Raw genomic sequence first — 16050 nt, forward strand, 5'->3', positions numbered from 1 at the left:
CGCTCGGTCCAGCCGCGATAATAGGCGGCGACGAGGCCAAGCGTCCCGCCGATCAGAAGCGCGACGATCACCGCCGCAGCCGAGATGCCCAGCGAAGCGCGCAGGCCATGGATCAGCCGCGACAGCAGATCGCGGCCGAACTGGTCGGCACCCAGCCAATGCGCCGCGCTCGGACCCTTCAACCGGGCCAGGATGTCCTGCGCCAGCGGATCGTAAGGTGAGATCCAGGGCGCCAGCACGGCAACGAGGACGAGCATGATCACGGCGCTCGCCGCGACGACCAGCAGCTTTGATGTCTTCCCCGTCTTCTTGGCCACGGCAGCGCTCACAGCCGCACGCGCGGATCGATCAGCACATAAAGCAGATCGACCACGAAATTGACGAGCACGAAGGCAAAGGTGACGACGAGGATGGTCGCCTGCACCAGCGGATAATTGCGCTCGGCGATGGCCCCCAGGATCAATCGTCCCAGCCCCGGAATGGCAAAAACCTGCTCCACTACGATGGCGCCGCCGAGCAGATAGCCGGTCATGATGCCGGCACTCGTCACGAACGGGATCAGAGCGTTGCGCAGCGCGTGCCGGTACAGGATGCGCCGCTCCGCCAGGCCCTTGGCGCGGGCGGTGCGGACATAGTCCTGCTGCAGCGCGTCGAGCATGGCCGAGCGCACCAGGCGAGACAGATTGGCCAGGATCGGCAGGGCCAGCGCCACTGCCGGCAGCAGCAGTTTGGCGACATTGCCGAGCGGGTCCTCGCTGAACGGGACATAGCCGAGCAGCTGCCAGTCCGGCGCCAGCGTCGTCAGCGCCAGGATCATCATGATGCCGAGCCAGAAGGAGGGGATGGTGAGCCCCGCCACCGAGCCGACCCGCAAGGCGGTGTCCCAGGCCTTGCCGCGCAACCGCGCCATCAGCACGCCCAGCGGCAGCGACAGGCCCGCTCCCACGATCAGCGCCAGCACGGTGAGTTGGATCGTCGGCCACATATGGCCCGTGATCTCCTGCGAGACCGGCCGCCGGGTCCACAGCGAGACGCCGAGATCACCGCTCAGCACGCCGCCGAGCCAATTGAAATACTGCAGCACCACCGGCTGATCGAGCCCGATCCTACTGCGCAGCGCAGCGACCCGATCGGGCGTCACCTCGGTATTGGCACCGAGCATGATCGCCACCGCATCACCCGGGATCAGCCGGATCATCAGGAACGTCAGCACAGACACGCCAAACAAAACGACGGCAAGATCAAGCGCGCGGTTGGCAAGGAAGGAGCGCATGACGCGATTTAACTGCCCTGGTTTCGACTGCAAGCGCAGGCGGAGACTGCCCGCGCGTTGGGCGGACGATGCCAGCGTCCACCTGGTTTCAAACTGGTAATATTAGATAATACCAATTGCAAGCCACTTATGTCGATACCCGCCCGCGGCGCCGGCATTTTTCGGAGGCGGTCGGCGAGAAACAGCGAGCCCGCAACTGCGTCGCACAGCGCCGACGGCGGCTCATGCCGCATATAGAGCCACGGCCAGCAACCCGTGCCGCCGCCATCGGCGTAACCAGAGAGCTTCACCTGCCGCAAGTGGATTAGCTCTGCCTCGCCGATCGTTCAATGCTTCCACCGCGGATTGTGCTGTCCTTAACGATGATCCGCTCCATCCTTGACTATCTACCCCAAGTTGCGGCTATTTGGTTTCATATTGGTATTGCCGCGGGCAGCCGCGCCGGTGACTTCGCCTTGCCTCGCCGCAGGTATTCGCGAGCGGCCGCTGTGCCCCACGCATGCGCTCGAACCCAAAGTTTGAACCCAAGGCTTTACCAAACCAAAGGCTTTGCAGCGTCCCCAGGAGGCAAGCGATGAGCAGCACGACAAACCCCACCGGGGACGAAACGACGTCCAGCGCCATCGTCATCTTCGTCAATCGCAGGCGGTTCGAGGTCAGGCCGGGGGTGACAGGCGCAGGCTTAGCCGCCCTGCTCGGGGTGCCGGCGGAGAACGCCGTGGTCGAGATCGAGGCGGGCGATGGCGAACCCACCGAGTTGGTGCTGGACGCGCCAGTCACGCTCGCGCCCGGCCAGCAATTCCTGGTCACGCGCCAATATGTGATGGGCGGGTCACCAGCTGGAGACGGCGCATGAACCCCATCCCTCGCATGGTGGGGCCGGCGACGCTGTTGCGCTTCGCCTCGCCGGAGTTCGACCGCCTCGAGCGCCTCGTCTTCCGGCGCTATCCGCGCAAGGAATGGGCGAGTTTCGCGCGTTTCGGCTGGCGTGAAACGCCGGAGGGGCTCGTTGTAACCCTGGCCGCGCTCGACGAACCGGTTGAGGGCGATCTCGACGACAGCGTCGCGGATGTGAAGATTTCCGCCAGCTATTCGCGGCGGATCGCGCTCACAGCGGAGCGGCATGCGCTTGGTGTCGGCATCATCCACTCTCATCCCGAAGGCGCTCCGCCCCGGCCAAGCTCCGTCGATGACGAGATGGATCGTTATTACGCGGCGTATTTTGCCGATTTCGCGCCGGACCGCCCCTATGTCAGCATCATCATGTCAGAACTCGCAGGCGACACCGGCAAGGAGATCGCGGTCTCGGGCCGCATTTTCCACGGCGGCATCTGGCGGGAGGTGACACGCGTGGCTGCGGCCCGCCGGCCCGACGTTGTTGCCTGGCCGCGCGGCGAACGCCCACCCGCCCCTCCGATCCCGCCCGAGCGCGTGGCCCGGCTTACCAGCGCCTTCGGCAAGGAGGCCTATCAGCGGCTGCAGCGTGCGACCGTGGCGCTGATCGGCGCCGGGGGCACAGGCTCGGCCGCGATCCCGATCCTGGCGCGTGCCGGGGTCGGACGCCTGATCGTGATCGATTCCGATCATGCCAGCGAATCCAACCTGGAACGGCTTCATGGCAGTGTGCCGCAGGACGCAACGGATGCGGTGCCCAAGGTCACGATCGCGCGTCGCCATGTCGCCGGCATGTCGCCCGACGTGGTGGTCGAGACCTGGATCGGCCGGCTGCCCCAACCCGAGATCATCGACGCCGTGATCCAGGCCGATGTCTTGATGGGGTGTACTGACCAGCATACGAGCCGGCTCGCGGTTTCCGACATCGCGCGGCGCTACGCCATGCCGGCGCTCGACACCGGCGGCTTGATCGAGGGCGCGAACGGGGTAGTCACGGGGCAGATCGTCCAACTCGTCCGCTTCCTCCCCGAGGATCCCTGTCCGCAGTGCAGAGGCATGATAAACCCGACCCGTTTCCGACAGGAGATGATGTCGGCCGACGAGCGCGAGGCCGCCAAGGCCGAGGCTGAGGCGGCCGTCGCGCGCGGCGAGCGGCCAGACCCGATTGCCGGCGCGATCCCACAGATCGACACCGTGGGCTACATCACCACGACGGCGGGAACGCTGGCGGCGGGCTTCGTCATCGGCTGGCTGACCGGTCGCTTCGATCCCAAATTCGAGCGCCTCCAGCTCGATCTGGTGGCCGAATGCCTCGGCGCCGTCGACCGTCCACAGCGCCGCAAAGGCGATTGCGTCTGCGGCAGGGTGCGCGGCTTCGCCGATCAGGCGGCAGACACGGCCCCCTTCCAGCCGCCGGCCCATTGGGAACCGGCCCGAAAGATCGTGGCGGAGAACGTCTAGAGCCGGATCAATGCGAAAAACCGGTGCTCACTTTTCGCATCCTGCTCTTGGATAAGCTGGTCCTGCGCGAACCTGGCGTCAGCTCCCCTCACTCTCGCCATTGGCCTCGCTCGGACTGGAACGCAGCGTCGCGACGAAGTCGTAGCGGTCGCCTCGATAGGCAGAGACGGTGAACTCGATGGGGCGGCCATTGGCGAGGAAGGCGCGGCGCTCGATCCGGAGCACGGCGCTGCCGGGCGGGATCATCAGCAGCTTGGCTTCCTGCGTGGTGGCGAGCGAGGCATGCAGACGCTGCACGCCCCGCGCCGGCCGGCAACCGGCGGTCGCGAGCGCCGCATAGAGGGAATCTCCCACCAGATCCGGCGAGGACAGCAAAGAGGCGGGCACGGCCGCGGTCTCGATGGCCAGCGGTTCGTTCTCGGCAGTGCGGACCCGGGAGAGGCGCAGCACGGACTCGCCGGGATCCAGGCCCAGCGCCAGCGCCTCGCTGGAGGAGACCCGCGCGATCTCTTTGGAGAGCCAGGTCGAGCCGGCCCGACGCCCACGCGAGGACATCTCCTCGGTGAAGCTCGCCAGCACGGAGAGCGGCTGCTCGATGCGGCGCGTGACATAGGTGCCCGAGCCTTGCCGCCGTGTCAGGATGCCCTCCCGCAGCAGCACCTCGATCGCGCGGCGCACCGTGATGCGCGCGAAATTGGTCCAGGCCGCCAGGTCGCGCTCCGATGCCAGCGCCTCGTCGGCGCGAAAAACGTCGCGCTGGATCAGGTAGCGGATGGCCGAGGCGAGCTGCAGATAGCGCGGCGTTGCGCTCGCCGGGTTGAGTGCCGCGAGGAGCTCCGTCCGCACATTGCGCCGAACGGCGTCCCCCGCTTCAGATGCTTGTTCGGCGACCGTCGACCGGGCGCGATTCGACGGCTGTTTCGTCATCATCCGTTCGTCTGTTAGGTCCGTACTGCGCGAAGTGCAGCGGAATTCGGCCGCAGCGTCTCGCGACGGGTGCTGCTACGCCGGCAGCCGACACGCTCCACCCCGCCGGGGCTTGAAAAGCCTCAGGGGCCGCAGATCAAGATTATGCGCGACGAAACCACTTTAACATCGTTTCATTTCGCGACCACGCCCTTATCCAAAGGCTAGAGGCACGGGCGCAACCTCGACGCGTGACGCGCCGAGCCTGGCGGAAACACGCCCCCTGACAGCCGGACGCCACATCTGCGTGACGTCCTCTCATGGCCCCGCTTCGAGCGAGTGACCGGCCCCAGACGCTTCAGATCGCCAGTGCCTGGTCGAACAGCGCCGCGAGCCGTTCGAGCGAGCGGAGCTGGGCGCTGTTGTCGATATGCGTTTCACCGGCTCCCGGCTCGACCTCGACGACAAGCGTCGGCGTCCCCTGCCCCAGCCGGTCCGGCAGCAGCGCGAAAGGCAAATTGCCCATACCGATTTCCAGCCCCTCGCTGACGATGCCCTCGACGAGACGCGCTTCGGGCAGGTTCGGCTCCGCAAGTTCGGCCGCATCAAGCAGGCTGGCGTCCGAGACATGGAGGTAGCTCATCGCGGGATCGACGAAATCGAAGGGCGCCAGCCATTCCGCCTGATCGAGATCGTCCGGCGTGATCCAGGCGAAGCGCGGATCGTCGGCCGTCTCAGCGAAGCGCAACTTGCGGCGGTTGAACAGATTGGCCGAGAGCGTGGCGTGCGCCACATCGACGAAGGGCTCGACATTGGTCAGCCCTTCCTGCGTGCAAAAGCGGCGGAAGGCGCTGATCTCCCAGGGGAAGAAATGGTCGAGCGGTCCGTTGAGGTAATTCCGGCCATCGCGCGGCAGCAGCGAGTAGTGCCCGATATTCTCGACCAGCAGCCTGATTTCGGGCGCGAGACGGGCGAGGTCGCGAATAATGGCGTTAAAGCGCCCGATCGCCTCCGGCTTCGAGGTGGCGCGGGGCGGCGCATCCCCGAAAACCAGATCGAAATAGCGATGCAGCACGACCGCCTCGGCGCCGATCTCCGCCGCGAAGGCGATCGCCCTCTGGCATTGACCGGCATCAAAATCGGTCTGCGTCACCACGGGTACCTGCTGCACGGGCACATGCACGATCAGGCGCTCGACCGCATAATGGTCCCGGAGCTGGGCCACCGTCGCGCGGGAGGCGGCGAGGCCGGCGGTCGTGTCGATGTCGCGCGCGCCGAAGGTATGCAGCTCCAGCACGATGGGCCGACCCGCGCGGGCCAGCCATGCGGCGCGGGCCTCTAGTTGAGCGGGATCGGCCAGCGCGGCCTTCAGGGCGAAAACGGCGTCGGTCATCGGCTCTCCTGGAGCGGCTTCTAGAGCAGGATGCGAAAAAGTGGGAACCGGTTTTTCGCATTGATCCTGCTCTAACCCCTTGATGAGAGACGGATTCAGATTTCAGGCGGGATCACGAAGTGACCCCGTCTGAAATCATCCGGCTCTAGAGCGTTTTCGAGCGAAGTGGATACCGGTTCGCGTGAAGAAAACGCGTCAAAACAATCGCTCTCGCGCAGGCACCGCCTGTGCCCGGCGCGATCGCCGCGGCCATACCTGCGGCGGCGCGGCGCCGATTCAGGATGGCGTTCTCTTTCCTGCCACGCAATAGACAGATTGGTACCGGATAGGTCTTGCTCTTTGAGAGATTTCCAGCAAGCCTACATGTCGGCGTCCCGCCGCCGGTGTCCGCCAGACATTCGGCTCAAGGCCTTGACTAAAACTCATTTCCACCGACTTCGAAGCTAAAAAGTCGCATTATACTGATATTATTCGGTATTTTATCCACTCGCTAAACGGCCCGGCCGTTTGCCAACACATCGCAGGCGAAAGCGAAGATAATTCGAATTGGTCCTATCTCGAGGAGTGTGGCCATGCAGAATGCTAGCGTATTTCGATCATTTTCCGCGCTGCCCAGTGCCGCGACGGAGGAGGCGCGTGCTGTAGCGTTGACGCGGGCCCGAACGCTGATCCCCCTGCTGCGCAGCAAGGCCGGGGACGGTGATCGCGATGCACGGCTCTCGCCGATCGTGATGGATGCCATGCGTTCGGCCGGGCTGTTCCGGCTGCTGCAGCCGCAGCGTTATGGCGGGCCGGAACTCGACCCCGAAACTTTCTTCATCGTCCAGGCGGCGCTCGCCGAAGGCGACATGTCGGCCGGCTGGCTGCAGGGCGTGATGGGGGTGCTCGCCTTCCACCTCGCATTGTTCGACGAACGTGCGCAGGACGATGTCTGGAGCGAGGATCCCGACGCTCTCCTCGCCTGCAGTTACATGCCGACAGGCAAGGCGACGCCGGTTGGCGGCGGCTTCCGGCTCAGCGGGCGCTGGGGCTTCGCCAGCGGCTCCAACTATTGCGACTGGCTGATACTCGCAGGCAGCGTCAGCGCGGAGACGGCCGGACAGGAAGCAGGCGCACCAGGCGCGCCGCCGGATTTGCGCGTCTTCCTCCTGCCCCGCGCCGACGCCCTCGTGCATGACAACTGGGATACGATGGGGCTGCGCGGCACCGGCAGCCAGGATGTCACTGTGGAGGGCATCTTCGTTCCCGAACACCGCGCACATCGGCATGTCGACCGCTTCCTCGGCACCAGCCCAGGGCTCGCGATCAACACGGCCCCACTCTACCGGCTGCCGCTGCCGCAGCTGCTGTTCCGCACCATCACCATGCCAGCGGTCGGGGCGCTGCGGGGGTTCCTCGACGCCTTCCTCGACCATAGCCGCGCCCGCGTCGCCGTCACCGGCCAGGCCGTGGCGCGCGATCCGGTGGCCCAGCTCATCGTCGCCGAGGTCGAGGCCTCGCTCGATGAGATCACCGCCATCATGGCGCGCAACTTCGCGCGGCTGACGGATTATGCCCGTCGCGGCGAGCAGGCACCGATCCCGCAGCGCATGGTCTACCGCCTCCAGGCGACGATGGCGGCCGAACGCTGCAGCTTGCTTGCCGCGAGGCTGTTCAAGGCCTGCGGTGCCTCTGGCCTGGCAAAGAGCCATCCTTTCGGGCGGCATCTCGCCGATATCGCCGCCGGCCGCCAGCACGCGGCTAATCAATATGAAGCTCAAGGTCGCGCACTTGGCGCACTGATGCTTGGAATCGATGCGGAAGACACAGTATTATAGGCTATTTTATGGAATAGTATCTGTAAAATTACGATAATAAACTGATTGACTACTACCATAGATTCGTATTGTCTTCAGATTACAACTGCAGAAACTTGGTGAATTCGAGAGTCTAACGCCTCCAAGCCTCGCCGATTAGCACCGGAGCCCACAGCCCATGCCCGTAACCTCGCCGCTGCCAATGCCCTTCACCGTCGGTTTCGACGACCGCGACGAGGACGAAGTGATGGCGCGCTGGCGCAAGGTGCTGCGCTCGCAGCGCTGGAGCCATGGCGAACAGATCGAGGAGTTCGAAGCCCTGTGGCGGGACTGGAACGGACTTGCCTCCGTCGCCTTCGACAACTGGGCCGGGGCCGCGTTGGCTGCGCTGGATTTCGTCGGCGTCGCCGGCGAGACGGTGTTGTGCCCGTCGAACACCTTCCTGGCGACGCCGCGCGCCTCCCAGCTCGCCGGCGCCGAAATCGTGTTCTACGACTGCAACCGCGAGGATCTCTGCGGCTCCTATGACGACTTCGTCGCCAAGGCCGAGATGGCGAAGCCCAAACTCGCCTGGATCGTTCATATCGGCGGGCATATCGCCTTCGACATCGAGCGCATCGCCGCTTATTGCCGCGAGAAAGGCATCGTCCTGTTCGAGGACTGCGCCCATGCCGCGGGCGCGGACTGGAACGGCCGCAAGCCCGGGAGCTGGGGCGAGGTTGGCCTCTACTCCTTCTATGCCACCAAGACGATCTCCACGGCCGAGGGCGGCATCGCCGTCAGCAGCAATGACGAGATGGTGCGGCATCTGCGCAGCTACCGCGATTACGGGCGCGGCTCGCGCTACAAGGTGCGCAGCCTCAATCACCGCCTGGATGAGTTCCGGGCCGCGCTGGGTGTGGTGCAGACCCGGCGCCTCGGCGAGATCGTGGCCTGGAAGCAGGCCTATGCCCGCGACGTGCTGGACCAGCACCACCCCAACCGCGTGCGCCTGCCCGCCGGCATGTCGAGCGGCTTCTACAAATACATCGTCTTCGACGAGATCCCGGCCTCGACCGGCAAGGTCTACGAATTGCCGTGCCATCGGATATTCGGCCAGGACGTCTCGCTGCCGAATACGGAATGGGCCGCCACCAACCACTGGTGCGTGCCGATCTATTATCCGCGCGAGGGTGGTTTGCCGGCACAGGACGAGACGAAATTTCTCCGGATGCCCGCGCCAGTGTGAGCATCTGGCACTGCGGATCGTTTGACGCAGTGGTCTTACTTTGATACTAAAGTGGTCCTATAGAGATACGCGAAAGACAATCTCTCCCGGCCGTCGAGGCAGCGTCCCCGTGACGCGTCGCGGGGGCATGATCGAACACGAAATGGAGGTCGGCCGGCGCAGCGAGCGCCGCGGTGGGGCGTTTCGAGGTTGCACAGGGTTGGCCGCCGCAGGGCGGCAAGCGTTTCTGCCGTCGAGAGCAAGGCCCGGCGCACGCGCCGGGCGGCAGGCAGGTCGGCCATGGCAACCGTGCAAAGGCAATTCAACCCGGAGGCCAAGCCTATGCTGCATGCAAACACCGCCCAGAGGGCCGCTCCTTCGCCCGTCTGGCTCTGGCTCGATCCGACGACACGCTGCAATCTGGCGTGTCGCCTTTGCTACACCAAGGAAAGTCACGGCAAGCTCGACCTTGATCCGGCCGATCTGGAGCAGGCCCTGATCAAGCTCAAGGATTCACCAGCGCTCGAGGTAAAGACCATCCACCTGAACTGGCGCGGCGAGCCCTTGATGAACAACCGTTTCCACGAGCTGCTGGCGGTCACGCGCGACATCATGCCCGACACCCAGCTGCAATGGCACACCAACGGCACGATGCTGACCAGGAAGCGGGCGCGGCAGCTGCTCGAAGTGAAGCACCGGCACAAGATTTTCGTCTCGATCGACGGCGGCAACGCGCTGTCTCATGATCTCAACCGCGGCGAGGGTACGTTCGAGCGCACGCTGCGCGGGCTCGAGATCTTGCTCGAGGAGGCGGCCGCCGACGAGCACGTCAAGGTCGGCGTTTACCAGATCGATCTCGGCGAGCCGATCGAGAGCTATGATCCGGCTTTCCTGCGCCTGCTCGAACGCGTCGATGACCACGTCAAGGTCACGCCGCTGCTGCCCGGCGGCGCGCACCACGACGTCGCCTCCCTGTCGGATCTCGAAAGCGACGAGAAGCTGCACCAGCGCATGATGCAAGACGTCAACCCCAAATTGCCCGTGCCCAGTGGCGCCTGCTTCTGGGCCGGTCATGTCATGTGCCTGGCGCCGGACGGCAAGGTCTCGATCTGCATCATCAGCCACGGCCAGCACGGCGTGATCGGCAATCTGTTCGACGAGAGCGCCGAGCAGGTTCTGGAACGCGGCCTGGCCTTCCGCGACCGCATGGAAACGCAGGGCCGCTGCAGCGTCGGCCATTGCAAGTCCTGCCGGAAGCCGGAGGGTCAGGTCTACGCCAAGCACCGCCTGGCCGCCTGAGGCGATGAACCGTAATGCGCGCCGCGCCGAATTGACTATGAATCATCAGGATCTGGGAACGGAAAGGGAGTGCGACGCATGAAGCCGGTTTGGGCTATCGGGTTAATGACGGGGACAGTTCTCGACGGGATGATCGACGTGGCGTCGATCCGCACCGATGGGGAGAATGTGGCTGAGTTTGGCCACTGGAAGCTCGCTCCGTACAAGACCGACATCCGGGCTCTGCTCGCGGCCGCAGTCGAGGCGGCGCTGGCCTGGCGCTTCGAAGGGCCGGAGCCCGCCATCTTCGCCGAAGCCGAGGCAGCGCTGACCCGGGCGCAGTCCGAGGCGGTGGCCGATTTCATGGCGGAGGCGGGTCTGACGCCCGCCGATGTCGCAGCTGTCGGCTTCCACGGGCAGACGGTGCTGCACCGCGCGCCCGAGCCCGGCCGACATGGCGACACACGCCAGCTCGGAGACGGCCGCTTGATGGCCGACATGCTCGGCGTCGATGTCGTCTACGACTTCCGCACTGCCGACATGCGCGCCGGCGGCCATGGCGCGCCCCTCTCGGCGAGCTATCACGTCGCGCTGCTGCGCGGCATCAATGCGGGACCCGAGACCGCTGCGCTGAACCTCGGCGGAGTCGGCAACATCACCTGGTGGGCAGGTGGCGAGGAGTTCCACGCCTTCGACACCGGGCCGGCCAACGGACCGATCAACGACTGGATCATGCGCCACGGCAAGGGCGACATGGATGTCGACGGAGCGCTGGCGCTCAGCGGCACGGTCGATGAGGAGCGGCTCGCCCGATTGCTCGACCACCCCTACCTGACCGCGCCCTATCCGAAATCGCTCGACCGCTATGATTTCACCGCCGACATGGCCGAGGGGCTTTCGCTGGCAGACGGGGCAGCGACGCTGACCGCCTTCACCGCCGGCACGGTCGGGCGCTCGCTCGACCAGCTGCCGCAACGGCCGACGAAGCTCATCGTTTGCGGCGGCGGGCGCAAGAACCCGGCGATCATGGCGGCGCTGCCGAAGCGTGCGGGGGTCGAGGTCGTTCCAGCCGAAGCGGTGGGCTTCCGCGGCGACGCGGTCGAGGCCGAATGCTTCGCCTATCTCGCGGTCCGCGCCTTGCGCGGCATGCCGTTGAGCTTCCCCCTTACTACCGGCGTCGCCGGGCCGATGACCGGGGGGCAGATCGCGACCCGCCCGGCCACCGCCAGGCGGGCCTGAACCGGCCTGGAACACGCCGTCTGAACGACCAACGTCATCAAGCCGGAGTCGGCCATGACCATGCTCGACAGCCCGATCGAGGAACCCATCGCCGAAGTCGCGGCGCAACTCGAAGCCGAGTTCGCCGCCTTCGCGGATTTCACCGAACGGGTCGGGCATGTGCTCAGCCTCGGCCGGCGCCTGCCACGTCTGGCGCCGGAGGATTGCTGCGAGGACAACCGCGTCAAGGGCTGCCAGTCCCAGGTCTGGGTCGTGGCCGCGCATGACGCCGACCAGGACCGCATGCGGCTCGCGCTGGATTCCGACGCGATGCTGATGCGCGGCCTGCTCGCCATGGTGCTCAGGCTCTATGGCGATCGGCGGCCGCACGAGATCCTGGCCTACTCGCCCGAGGTGGTCGAGCGGCTGCTCGTCGGCCGCAGCCTCGCGCCAAGTCGCGCCAACGGGCTCTATCTGGTGGTCAAGCGCATCAGGGCGGCCGCAGCAGCCGCATCGGACGGGCGTCCGATCGCCCACAAAGCATGAGCGGCGGCAGCCCGCCAGGATTGCATGCAAGGAGGAGCGCCGGAATGCGGATGCCCCAGACGCTGAGTCCCGAGGAGCTGCAATGGTATCGGCGGCAGACCGTGCTGCCGGAGATCGGCGTCTCCGGCCAGGAAAAGCTCAAGGCCGCCCGGGTCCTGGTGATCGGTGCCGGCGGGCTGGGCTCGCCGCTGCTGCTGTATCTCGCCGCGGCCGGTATCGGCACGCTGGGCATCGTCGATTTCGACTATGTCGAGATCTCCAACCTCCACCGGCAGATCCTGCATTCGGTCGAGCGGCTCGACATGCCCAAGACCGAGAGCGCCGAGAAGTCGCTGCGCGCGCTCAACCCGCATGTTGCGATCATCCGCCACGACATGCCCATCAGCGCGGAGAACGCGGCAGAGCTGGTGGCCGGCTATGACATCGTCGCAGACGGCAGCGACAATTTCGCCACCCGGGACGCCGTGCATTCAGCCTGCCTTGCGGCGCAGATCCCGCTGGTCAGCGCCGCGGTACAGCTCACTGACGGGCTGATCACGACCTTCAAGGCCTATCTCGGCCCGCCGCACCCTTGCTACCGTTGCTTGTTCCCGGACACGCCGCCGGCGGCAGTGACGCCGTCCTGCTCCGAAATCGGCGTGCTCGGCCCGGCGGTCGGGGCGCTTGGCTCGATGCAGGCCATCGAGGTGATCAAGGAGGTTCTGGGCACGGGGCCGAGCCTCTCGGGCACGCTGATGATGTACGACGCCTGGCGCTGCGCGCTCGACGCCATCGCCCTGCCGCGCCGGGCGGGTTGCCTGACCTGCGAAGCGATAGCTCAGCCGCCCGTCACCGGCGGGAACAGCCCCACCTCGTCATCGGAGGCAAGCTCGTGCGAATTCTCGACGTAACGGCGATTGACGGTGAAGCGCATGCTGCCGCGCGCGTCGGCAATCTCGGCCAGGGCTGGATAGCGCGTCGAAAGATGCCGGACGAGGTCGTCAACCGTCCTGCATTGCACCGGCAAGGCGATCTCCTCATTGGGGATGCCGGTCTTGGTGCGGAGCCAGGAGAAATAGGAAATTTTCATATGGATCTCCATTTCCAAGCGTAATAAATTCTGATAGCGATGCTTATGTCAATAAAAATCTCTCTTTATGGCAGGATAAATAGTATTTATTTGGAATATCGTCAATAAATGAAGGGTAAATCCATGCCGGCGTCGCTTGATGGGGTAAAGGTAATCGACCTTTCGCGCTATATTGCCGGACCGTTCTGCGGTCAGCTTCTGGGTGATCTCGGCGCCGATGTGGTAAAGGTCGAACGTATCGACGGCGGCGAGGAGGGCCGGCGCGTCGGCGAGACGGTGGAGGGAGACACGCTGTTCTTTCTCTCGGCCAACCGCAACAAGCGCGGCTTCGCCATCGATTTCCGCGACAAGGAGGGCCAGGCGCTGCTCCGGCAGCTCGCCGCTACGGCCGACATCCTGATCGAGAACTTCCGGCCCGGCACGATGGAGGCCATGGGGCTCGGTTGGGACGTGCTGAGCGCGCTGAATCCGCGCCTGATCATGGTGCGCATCTCCGGCTTCGGGCAGGAAGGGCCGCTCGCGCAGCATCCCTGCTTCGACGGCGCCGCGCAGGCGCAGTCCGGCGTCATGGCGATGACCGGACCGGCAGGCGGCGCGCCGACCATGGCGGGCGTCTTCGTCTGCGACTATTCGACCGCGCTCTACGGGGTCATCGGCACCCTCGCGGCGCTGCATGCGCGCGAGACCAGCGGCCGCGGCCAGGTCGTCGAGGCGACCTTGATGGACAGCGGCATGGCGCTGATGACCACAGCAATCCCGGAGCGCATCCTCTTCGGCCGCGAGCCGGAACGCCTTGGCAACCGCGATCGCTACCTCTCGCCCTCGCACTGCTTCCGCAGCCGGGACGGCATCTGGATCTACATCGTCGCCGGCAACGACGTGCATTTCCCGCGGCTCGCCGCCGCGATGGGCCGGCCGGAGCTGGCGCAGGATGCACGCTTCGCCACCTTCGTCGCCCGCAACGCCAATGTCGCCGAGCTGGAGGCGATCATCGATGCCTGGGCAGCCGGGCTCGATGGCGAAGCCGTTCTCGAGATCATCCACGCAGCCGACATACCCTGCGAGCGCGTCGCCACCATCGCCGACGTCATCGCCAATCCGCAGGTGGTGCATCGCAAACAGATCGTCGACGTGCCTCACCCGGTCATGGGTTCGGTGCCGTTCCAGGCGCCTGCGGTGCGGCTGCATGGCACGCCCACCGTCATTCGCCGCGGCGCGCCCGGCCTCGGCGAGCACGGCGCCGAGATCCTATCGGAGTGGCTCGGCATGAGCGCCCCCGAGATCGAACGGTTGCAGGCGGCGGGGACAATCTGAGGGACCCGGCAGCGCAGGGCGCAGGACGCGAAACGGTGGGAACCGGCTTTTCGCGTCGATCTCGTTCTCGCTCTTTGATGAGAGCCGGGTGCAGACTCCGCTCGGCCGGCAGCAGCGGTTTTGCCCGATCGCGCATCGATTGGTATTGCTAGAACGGCGAAAGGCATTAAAGTGGTTCTATAGCCACCGGAGAATCCAGCCATGCCGACGAAACGCATCAGTCACCGTTTCGTCGATCCCCACCCCTGGATGACCGGCGATGCGCTGGAGCGAGCGAATTCGGCCATCGCCGCTCTGCGCGCCGGCCATGCAATGGCCAGCAACCCATGACGGATCTGAGGCTCGGCTCGGCAATGGCGAATGAAACCGCCGAAGCGCCGGATGTGGTGGCCCGCATCATGGCCTCGCGCGGTGACCTCGCGGCGCTGGCTGCGCGCTTGCAGCGAATGGATTTCGATGTCGCCGTGATCTGCGGGCGCGGCAGCTCCGGGCATGCCGGCGTCCATCTGCGCTATCTCCTGGAGACACGTATCGGCGTGCCCGTTTCTGCGACCGCGCCCTCGGTGATCACCAGCTTGAAACGGCCGGTGGCGCTGCGCCGCGCGCTGTTCATCGTCATCTCGCAATCGGGCCGCAGCCCGGACCTCGTGGCGGCCACGATGGCCGCCCGTCGTGAGGGCGCCGCGACGGTCGCCATCCTCAACGACATCACTTCGCCCGTGGCTCGCGCAGCCCAATGGGTGCTGCCGCTGGAGGCGGGGCTGGAGCGCTCGGTCGCCGCCACCAAGAGTGTGATCGGGTCGATGGCACTGGGCGCGCTGCTGGTCGCTCATCTCGCCGATGATCACGAGCTCCTGGCCGCGCTGGAGCGCCTGCCTGGGCGGCTATCGCAGGCGTTGCAGCTCGATTGGGACGTGGTCGGCCGGAGCCTGCCGATGGCACGCGCCGCCTTCATCGCAGGGCGCGGCTACGGCTTGGGCCCGGCGCGCGAAATCGCGCTCAAGATGGCCGAGACCTTGCGCCTGCCGGCGCTCGCCTATTCCGCTGCCGAATTGCTGCACGGGCCGCGCGCGGCCGTCACCGACCAGACCCCGGTGCTGGCGCTGCGGGTCGGAGACGAGACCGCCGAGGCGGTCGACGCGCTGATCGCCAATCTCGACGCCTCGCATCTCGCGGCGCACCTCGCCGGCGGGCCGGACTCGCGCCTGCCCTGGATCGGCGATGATCATCCGGTCACGGACGCCATCGCCATGCTGGCCCCGGCCTATCGCATGATCGAGCGCACGGCGCTCGCGATGGGTTACGACCCCGACAATCCCCCGCATCTGAAGAAGGTGACGGAGACGCTGTAGCGATCAGAGCCCGACCTCTGTCAGCCATGCGAGATCGCGGGCGCCAGAGCATTTTCGAGCGAAGTGGACACCGGTTCGCGTGAAGAAAACGCGATAAAACAAGGGGCTAGAGCATTTCGGCAGATCACTGTTCGCCTCGCAGGCGCGGATCGAGGGTGTCGCGCAGGACATCGCCGAGCAGGTTGAGCGCGAAGGCCAGGATCAGGATCGCCAGCCCTGAGAACACCGCGCTCCAGGGCGAGAGCAGCAGCACATTGCGCCCCTCCGACAGCATGGTGCCCAGCGATGGCGCCGGTGGCTGCGTGCCGAGCCCGAGGAAGGAGAGCGAGGCTTCGACCAGGAT

General features: G+C 65.8%; 16 protein-coding genes and 1 pseudogene. 11 read left to right on the forward strand and 6 right to left on the reverse strand.

The window, feature by feature from the left end; translation table 11 throughout:
• Window positions 1–317: pseudogene (locus tag BMZ97_RS30415) on the reverse strand (glutathione ABC transporter permease GsiD); the annotation flags it as partial.
• A gap of 8 nt (window positions 318–325) precedes the next feature.
• On the reverse strand, window positions 326–1273 hold the full coding sequence (locus BMZ97_RS30420) for an ABC transporter permease (RefSeq protein ID WP_092178555.1): 948 nt from the start codon (window positions 1271–1273) through the stop codon (window positions 326–328).
• Between the two features lie 574 nt (window positions 1274–1847).
• Here BMZ97_RS30420 and BMZ97_RS30425 point away from each other — a divergent pair.
• Window positions 1848–2129, forward strand: a complete 282-nt coding sequence (locus tag BMZ97_RS30425; protein ID WP_175525807.1) for a multiubiquitin domain-containing protein — start codon at window positions 1848–1850, stop codon at window positions 2127–2129.
• Window positions 2126–3628 (forward strand): ThiF family adenylyltransferase, encoded by a 1503-nt coding sequence (locus BMZ97_RS30430; RefSeq protein ID WP_092178559.1) that lies wholly within the window; start codon window positions 2126–2128, stop codon window positions 3626–3628. Before BMZ97_RS30425 ends, BMZ97_RS30430 begins: the two co-directional genes overlap by 4 nt.
• Window positions 3629–3706: 78 nt before the next feature.
• On the opposite strand, the gene BMZ97_RS30435 is transcribed toward BMZ97_RS30430, so the two are convergent.
• On the reverse strand, window positions 3707–4474 hold the full coding sequence (locus tag BMZ97_RS30435) for a GntR family transcriptional regulator (protein ID WP_210188367.1): 768 nt from the start codon (window positions 4472–4474) through the stop codon (window positions 3707–3709).
• Between the two features lie 418 nt (window positions 4475–4892).
• Entirely contained in the window at window positions 4893–5927 is a 1035-nt protein-coding gene (locus BMZ97_RS30440) for a TIM barrel protein (protein WP_092178561.1), read from the reverse strand.
• Between the two features lie 647 nt (window positions 5928–6574).
• Here BMZ97_RS30440 and BMZ97_RS30445 point away from each other — a divergent pair.
• From BMZ97_RS30445 to BMZ97_RS30470, 6 genes are all read left to right on the forward strand, one after another.
• The gene (locus tag BMZ97_RS30445; protein WP_175525808.1) at window positions 6575–7744 is read left to right on the forward strand and encodes an acyl-CoA dehydrogenase family protein; all 1170 of its coding nucleotides are present in this window, start codon (window positions 6575–6577) and stop codon (window positions 7742–7744) included.
• Window positions 7745–7901: 157 nt separating this feature from the next.
• On the forward strand, window positions 7902–8951 hold the full coding sequence (locus BMZ97_RS30450) for a DegT/DnrJ/EryC1/StrS family aminotransferase (protein ID WP_092178565.1): 1050 nt from the start codon (window positions 7902–7904) through the stop codon (window positions 8949–8951).
• Window positions 8952–9272: 321 nt separating this feature from the next.
• A complete protein-coding gene (locus tag BMZ97_RS30455; RefSeq protein ID WP_175525809.1) occupies window positions 9273–10229 on the forward strand; it encodes a radical SAM protein in 957 nt (318 codons plus the stop codon).
• 78 nt (window positions 10230–10307) lie between these two features.
• Window positions 10308–11447 carry an anhydro-N-acetylmuramic acid kinase gene (locus BMZ97_RS30460; protein ID WP_092178569.1) on the forward strand — a complete coding sequence of 380 codons (1140 nt, stop codon included), beginning with the start codon at window positions 10308–10310 and terminating at the stop codon, window positions 11445–11447.
• A gap of 54 nt (window positions 11448–11501) precedes the next feature.
• The gene (locus BMZ97_RS30465) at window positions 11502–11972 is read left to right on the forward strand and encodes a SufE family protein (RefSeq protein WP_092178571.1); all 471 of its coding nucleotides are present in this window, start codon (window positions 11502–11504) and stop codon (window positions 11970–11972) included.
• A gap of 44 nt (window positions 11973–12016) precedes the next feature.
• Window positions 12017–12862, forward strand: a complete 846-nt coding sequence (locus tag BMZ97_RS30470; RefSeq protein WP_092178573.1) for a HesA/MoeB/ThiF family protein — start codon at window positions 12017–12019, stop codon at window positions 12860–12862.
• Here BMZ97_RS30470 and moaD read toward each other — a convergent pair.
• Window positions 12790–13041 (reverse strand): molybdopterin converting factor subunit 1, encoded by a 252-nt coding sequence (moaD, locus tag BMZ97_RS30475; protein ID WP_175525810.1) that lies wholly within the window; start codon window positions 13039–13041, stop codon window positions 12790–12792. The two genes, BMZ97_RS30470 and moaD, sit on opposite strands and share 73 nt — an antisense overlap.
• A 123-nt stretch (window positions 13042–13164) precedes the next feature.
• Between moaD and BMZ97_RS30480 the strand changes: the two genes are divergently transcribed.
• The 3 genes from BMZ97_RS30480 (at window position 13165) to BMZ97_RS30485 (ending at window position 15707) form a co-directional block, all read left to right on the forward strand.
• The gene (locus tag BMZ97_RS30480) at window positions 13165–14355 is read left to right on the forward strand and encodes a CaiB/BaiF CoA transferase family protein (RefSeq protein ID WP_175525811.1); all 1191 of its coding nucleotides are present in this window, start codon (window positions 13165–13167) and stop codon (window positions 14353–14355) included.
• A 201-nt stretch (window positions 14356–14556) separates the two neighbouring features.
• Complete coding sequence (locus tag BMZ97_RS31795) at window positions 14557–14685, forward strand: hypothetical protein (protein ID WP_280141803.1); 129 nt, start codon at window positions 14557–14559, stop codon at window positions 14683–14685.
• A complete protein-coding gene (locus tag BMZ97_RS30485) occupies window positions 14682–15707 on the forward strand; it encodes an SIS domain-containing protein (RefSeq protein ID WP_348272141.1) in 1026 nt (341 codons plus the stop codon). The genes BMZ97_RS31795 and BMZ97_RS30485 overlap by 4 nt, the downstream gene beginning before the upstream one ends.
• 124 nt (window positions 15708–15831) lie before the next feature.
• Here the strand turns inward: BMZ97_RS30485 and BMZ97_RS30490 are convergent.
• On the reverse strand, window positions 15832–16050 hold a 219-nt coding region (locus BMZ97_RS30490), incomplete at its 5' end, for an ABC transporter permease subunit (RefSeq protein WP_348272142.1).

Origin of the sequence: Allobosea sp. OK403, from assembly GCF_900113835.1 — a bacterium.
Taxonomy (GTDB): domain Bacteria; phylum Pseudomonadota; class Alphaproteobacteria; order Rhizobiales; family Beijerinckiaceae; genus Allobosea.

Excerpts from the sequence above, each read along its gene's own strand:
- BMZ97_RS30420 (WP_092178555.1), bottom strand. The coding sequence starts at position 1,273 with ATGCGCTCCTTCCTTGCCAACCGCGCGCTTGATCTTGCCGTCGTTTTG.
- BMZ97_RS30425 (WP_175525807.1), top strand. The coding sequence starts at position 1,848 with ATGAGCAGCACGACAAACCCCACCGGGGACGAAACGACGTCCAGCGCC.
- BMZ97_RS30430 (WP_092178559.1), top strand. The coding sequence starts at position 2,126 with ATGAACCCCATCCCTCGCATGGTGGGGCCGGCGACGCTGTTGCGCTTC.
- BMZ97_RS30440 (WP_092178561.1), bottom strand. The coding sequence starts at position 5,927 with ATGACCGACGCCGTTTTCGCCCTGAAGGCCGCGCTGGCCGATCCCGCT.
- BMZ97_RS30450 (WP_092178565.1), top strand. The coding sequence starts at position 7,902 with ATGCCCGTAACCTCGCCGCTGCCAATGCCCTTCACCGTCGGTTTCGAC.
- BMZ97_RS30455 (WP_175525809.1), top strand. The coding sequence starts at position 9,273 with ATGCTGCATGCAAACACCGCCCAGAGGGCCGCTCCTTCGCCCGTCTGG.
- BMZ97_RS30460 (WP_092178569.1), top strand. The coding sequence starts at position 10,308 with ATGAAGCCGGTTTGGGCTATCGGGTTAATGACGGGGACAGTTCTCGAC.
- BMZ97_RS30465 (WP_092178571.1), top strand. The coding sequence starts at position 11,502 with ATGACCATGCTCGACAGCCCGATCGAGGAACCCATCGCCGAAGTCGCG.
- BMZ97_RS30470 (WP_092178573.1), top strand. The coding sequence starts at position 12,017 with ATGCGGATGCCCCAGACGCTGAGTCCCGAGGAGCTGCAATGGTATCGG.
- moaD (WP_175525810.1), bottom strand. The coding sequence starts at position 13,041 with ATGAAAATTTCCTATTTCTCCTGGCTCCGCACCAAGACCGGCATCCCC.
- BMZ97_RS30480 (WP_175525811.1), top strand. The coding sequence starts at position 13,165 with ATGCCGGCGTCGCTTGATGGGGTAAAGGTAATCGACCTTTCGCGCTAT.
- BMZ97_RS31795 (WP_280141803.1), top strand. The coding sequence starts at position 14,557 with ATGCCGACGAAACGCATCAGTCACCGTTTCGTCGATCCCCACCCCTGG.
- BMZ97_RS30485 (WP_348272141.1), top strand. The coding sequence starts at position 14,682 with ATGACGGATCTGAGGCTCGGCTCGGCAATGGCGAATGAAACCGCCGAA.